This window comes from Streptomyces mexicanus (genome assembly GCF_902506575.1).
Lineage (GTDB): Bacteria > Actinomycetota > Actinomycetes > Streptomycetales > Streptomycetaceae > Streptomyces > Streptomyces mexicanus.
The window spans coordinates 3,358,075-3,362,813 of the sequence record NZ_LR732544.1; the positions used below are offsets into that span (position 1 = coordinate 3,358,075).

General features: G+C 72.3%; 5 protein-coding genes. 4 read left to right on the forward strand and 1 reads right to left on the reverse strand.

The window, feature by feature from the left end; all coding sequences use genetic code 11:
* Positions 1-82 precede the first annotated feature (82 nt).
* The 3 genes from deoC to GV126_RS14945 are packed head-to-tail and all read left to right on the forward strand — an operon-like array spanning position 83 to position 3,388.
* Positions 83-1,042 carry a deoxyribose-phosphate aldolase gene (gene deoC, locus GV126_RS14935; RefSeq protein ID WP_159673710.1) on the forward strand — a complete coding sequence of 320 codons (960 nt, stop codon included), beginning with the start codon at positions 83-85 and terminating at the stop codon, positions 1,040-1,042.
* Positions 1,043-1,047: 5 nt separating this feature from the next.
* Complete coding sequence (locus GV126_RS14940; RefSeq protein ID WP_159666654.1) at positions 1,048-2,499, forward strand: aldehyde dehydrogenase family protein; 1,452 nt, start codon at positions 1,048-1,050, stop codon at positions 2,497-2,499.
* A complete protein-coding gene (locus tag GV126_RS14945; RefSeq protein ID WP_159666657.1) occupies positions 2,492-3,388 on the forward strand; it encodes an aldehyde dehydrogenase family protein in 897 nt (298 codons plus the stop codon). The genes GV126_RS14940 and GV126_RS14945 overlap by 8 nt, the downstream gene beginning before the upstream one ends.
* Positions 3,389-3,469: 81 nt before the next feature.
* On the opposite strand, the gene GV126_RS14950 is transcribed toward GV126_RS14945, so the two are convergent.
* Positions 3,470-3,868 carry a hypothetical protein gene (locus GV126_RS14950; RefSeq protein WP_159666660.1) on the reverse strand — a complete coding sequence of 133 codons (399 nt, stop codon included), beginning with the start codon at positions 3,866-3,868 and terminating at the stop codon, positions 3,470-3,472.
* A gap of 175 nt (positions 3,869-4,043) precedes the next feature.
* On the opposite strand from GV126_RS14950, the gene GV126_RS14955 reads away from it, so the two are divergent.
* Complete coding sequence (locus tag GV126_RS14955) at positions 4,044-4,679, forward strand: uridine kinase family protein (RefSeq protein ID WP_236569998.1); 636 nt, start codon at positions 4,044-4,046, stop codon at positions 4,677-4,679.
* The last annotated feature ends 60 nt before the right edge of the window (positions 4,680-4,739 follow it).

A 4,739-nucleotide genomic window follows, 5' to 3' on the forward strand; every position in this document is an offset into this window, starting at 1 on the left:
CCCCCACACCGCCCCGTACCACCGGACCACCCCCCGGGGTCTGTACAGCCGCTACGCGCGTAGATATGCTCGTCTGGTGACCATGCCCACTACCGCACCCACAGCTCACGCCCTGTCGGACGTCACCGCGTCCGACAGCTCGCTGCGCCGCTTCCTGCACGGGCTGCCCGGCGTCGACGCGGTCGGCCTCGAGGCGCGCGCCGCCGCGCTCGGCACCCGTTCCATCAAGACCACCGCGAAGGCGTACGCCATCGACCTGGCCATCTCGATGGTCGATCTGACGACGCTGGAAGGCGCGGACACCCCGGGCAAGGTCCGGGCGCTCGGCGCCAAGGCGGTCCATCCCGACCCCACGGACCGGACGACCCCGGCCACGGCCGCGGTCTGCGTCTACCCCGACATGGTGGCCGTCGCCAAGGAGGCGGTGGCCGGCTCGGGCGTGAAGGTCGCCTCGGTGGCCACCGCCTTCCCGGCCGGCCGTGCCCCGCTGGAGGTGAAGCTGGCGGACGTGCGCGCCGCCGTCGCCGCGGGCGCCGACGAGATCGACATGGTCATCGACCGGGGCGCGTTCCTCGCCGGCCGGTACCTGAAGGTGTACGAGGAGATCACGGCGGTGAAGGAGGCGTGCGGGACGTCGGCGCGCCTGAAGGTCATCTTCGAGACCGGCGAGCTGTCGACGTACGACAACATCCGGCGCGCGAGCTGGCTCGGCATGCTGGCGGGCGCCGACTTCATCAAGACCTCCACCGGCAAGGTCGCCGTGAACGCCACCCCCGCCAACACCCTGCTGATGCTGGAGGCGGTACGCGACTTCCGGGCGGCCACCGGCGTCCAGGTGGGCGTGAAGCCCGCCGGCGGCATCCGCACCAGCAAGGACGCGGTCAAGTTCCTGGTCCTGGTCAACGAGACGGCCGGCGAGGACTGGCTGGACAACCACTGGTTCCGCTTCGGCGCCTCCTCGTTGCTCAACGACCTGCTGATGCAGCGCCAGAAGCTGGCCACCGGCCGCTACTCCGGCCCCGACTACGTGACGGTGGACTGATCACCATGACCATCGAGAAGCGGTCTTCCGCATTCGAGTACGCGCCCGCGCCCGAGTCCCGCGCGATCGTCGACATCGCCCCGTCCTACGGCCTGTTCATCGACGGGGAGTTCATCGAGGCGGCCGACGGCAAGGTCTTCAAGACGCTCTCGCCCAGCACGGAAGAGGTGCTGTCCGAGGTCGCCCAGGCCGGTGAGGCCGATGTGGAGCGGGCGGTGAAGGCCGCGCGCAAGGCGTTCGAGACGTGGTCGGCGCTGCCCGGCTCCGAGCGCGCCAAGTACCTGTTCCGCATCGCGCGCATCGTCCAGGAGCGCAGCCGCGAGCTGGCGGTCCTGGAGACGCTGGACAACGGCAAGCCCATCCGGGAGACCCGCGACGCGGACCTGCCCCTGGTCGCCGCGCACTTCTTCTACTACGCGGGCTGGGCGGACAAGCTGGAGCACGCCGGGTTCGGCCCGCACCCGCGGCCCCTCGGTGTCGCCGGCCAGGTCATCCCGTGGAACTTCCCGCTGCTGATGCTGGCCTGGAAGATCGCCCCCGCGCTGGCCACGGGCAACACCGTCGTCCTCAAGCCGGCCGAGACCACCCCTCTGTCCGCCCTCTTCTTCGCGGACATCTGCCGTCAGGCGGGCCTGCCCAAGGGGGTCGTCAACATCCTCCCGGGCTACGGCGACGCGGGCGCCGCGCTCGTCGCGCACCCGGGTGTGGACAAGGTGGCCTTCACCGGCTCCACGGCCGTCGGCAAGGAGATCGCCCGCACGGTCGCGGGCACCCGGAAGAAGCTCACCCTCGAACTGGGCGGCAAGGGCGCCAACATCGTCTTCGACGACGCCCCGCTCGACCAGGCCGTCGAGGGCATCGTGAACGGCATCTTCTTCAACCAGGGCCAGGTGTGCTGCGCCGGCTCCCGCCTGCTGGTGCAGGAGTCGGTCCACGACGAGCTGCTGGACGCCCTCAAGCGCCGCCTGGGCACCCTGCGCCTGGGCGACCCGCTGGACAAGAACACCGACATCGGTGCGATCAACTCCGCCGAGCAGCTGGCCCGGATCACGGCGCTGGCCGAGCGGGGCGAGGCGGAGGGCGCCGAGCGCTGGTCCCCCGCCTGCGACCTGCCGGAGAGCGGCTACTGGTTCGCGCCGACGCTGTTCACCAACGTCACCCAGGCGCACACCATCGCCCGCGAGGAGATCTTCGGCCCGGTGCTGTCGGTGCTCACCTTCCGCACGCCGGACGAGGCGGTCGCCAAGGCGAACAACACGCCGTACGGGCTGAGCGCGGGCATCTGGACGGAGAAGGGGTCGCGGATCCTCGCCGTCGCGAACAAGCTGCGCGCGGGCGTCGTGTGGTCCAACACGTTCAACAAGTTCGACCCGACCTCGCCGTTCGGCGGCTACAAGGAGTCGGGCTTCGGCCGCGAGGGCGGCCGCCACGGCCTGGAGGCGTACCTCGATGTCTGAGCAGCACAACCGCCTGAGCGTCTTCAAGACCTACAAGCTGTACGTCGGCGGGAAGTTCCCGCGTTCCGAGAGCGGCCGGGTGTACGAGGTGAGCGACACTAAGGGCAACTGGCTGGCCAACGCGCCCCTGTCCTCCCGCAAGGACGCCCGGGACGCGGTGGTGGCCGCGCGCAAGGCGTTCGGCGGCTGGTCCGGTGCGACGGCCTACAACCGCGGCCAGGTCCTCTACCGCGTCGCGGAGATGCTGGAGGGCCGCCGCGAGCAGTTCGTGCGCGAGGTGGCCGACGCGGAGGGCCTGTCCAAGGGGAAGGCGGCAGCGGTCGTGGACGCCACGATCGACCGCTGGGTGTGGTACGCGGGCTGGACCGACAAGATCGCCCAGGTGGTCGGCGGTGCCAACCCGGTGGCGGGCCCGTACTTCAACCTGTCCTCCCCCGAACCGACCGGCGTGGTGGCCGTGCTGGCGCCGCAGGAGTCGTCGTTCCTCGGCCTGGTCTCCGTCGTCGCCCCGGTGATCGCGACCGGCAACACCGCCGTCGTCGTGGCGAGCGAGCGGGCCCCGCTGCCGGCCCTGTCCCTGGGCGAGGTGCTGGCCACCTCCGACGTCCCCGGCGGCGTGGTCAACGTCCTGTCCGGCCGTACGGCGGAGATCGCCGCGCCGCTGGCCGCGCACCAGGACGTCAACGCGATCGACCTGGCCGGTGCCGACGAGTCGCTGGCGAAGGAGCTGGAGGTCGCGGCGGCGGACAACCTCAAGCGGGTGCTGCGTCCACAGCCTGTGGACGACTGGTTCGCGACCCCGGGCATCGACCGCATGACGGCGTTCCTGGAGACGAAGACGGTCTGGCACCCCACGGGCGCGCTGGGCGCGTCCGGCTCGTCGTACTGAGCCGCCCCACGGAACGAGCCGCGTCCTCCCTCCGTCCAGGGAAGACGCGGCTCTCCGCGTGTCGTGCCCGGCCGCCCGTGCCTACCGCACCGCGCCCAGCACCGGGCCCACCACCGGAACGCTCCCGATCGAGGGGGCCTCGGCCAGCGGTTTGGTGAGCATCCTGGACTCCACCGGCGCGAAGTCGGCGAGTTGGGTGCCGACGCCGTTGTCCAGCGGGTCGACGCCGGTGCCCGCGAGCGGGTTGGGCTTGAGGCCGGCGACCGGGCCGGTGACGTAGCCGACCGTGCCGGCCACCGCGGCCAGGCCCGCCTGCGGGTCGATGCGGCCCGTGGAACCGGGCCGGAGCGTGCCGCCCACGAGCGGGAGGGTGTCCGCCGCGGCCGTCGCCGCGCCCGCGCCCACGGCGACACCGGCGGCCGCGACGGCGATCAGGGCGCGCCGTGCGGTGGGGCGGGAGGGGGACGCGTGTCGAGCCATGGCTGGGCCGCCTTCCGATGCGGTTCGGTACAAGAGGTCCGATACGTAACCGTAACGAAGTCCCGATACGCAAGGTAACGGACTCGGCGCCCAGGGTGGTTGAGAGGCGGGTCCGCGCCCCGAAGCCGACCCCCGGGGTCGGCAGCGGCGTCGCCATGCGTCAAACTGGTGTTCCGTGAGCCTTCATCCCCCGTCCCCCGCCCGTGTCGTGCTGCTGTGCGGCCCCTCGGGCTCGGGCAAGTCCCTGGTCGCCGCCCGTTCCGGGCTGCCCGTGCTGCGCCTGGACGACTTCTACAAGGAGGGCGACGACCCGACGCTGCCGCTGGTGGCGGGCAGTTCGGACATCGACTGGGACCATCCCGCGTCCTGGGACGCGGACGCCGCCGTCGAGGCGATCGCCCGGCTGTGCGCGACGGGCAGCACGAGCGTGCCCGTGTACGACATCGCGCGCAGCGCCCGTACCGGCGAGGACACCCTGCACATCGACCGGACCCCGCTGTTCGTCGCGGAGGGCGTCTTCGCCGCCGAGATCGTCGGGCGCTGCCGCGAACTGGGCGTGCTGGCCGACGCGCTGTGCCTGACCCGGGGGGCGGTCACCACCTTCCGCCGGCGTTTCCTGCGGGATCTGAAGGAGGGCCGCAAGTCGGTGCCGTTCCTGCTGCGCCGCGGCTGGCGGCTGATGCGCGCCGAGCGGTCGATCGTCACCCGCCAGGTCGCCCTCGGCGCCCACCCCTGCGACCGGGACGAGGCGCTCGACCGGCTGGCCGCCGCGGCGGCGGGACGGCAGGTGCAGGCGCGGACGGCCGCGTAGGCCCTCCATACGGAAAGCGGGACCGGACGGACCCCCCGGCCCTCCGGTCCCGCTCACCGC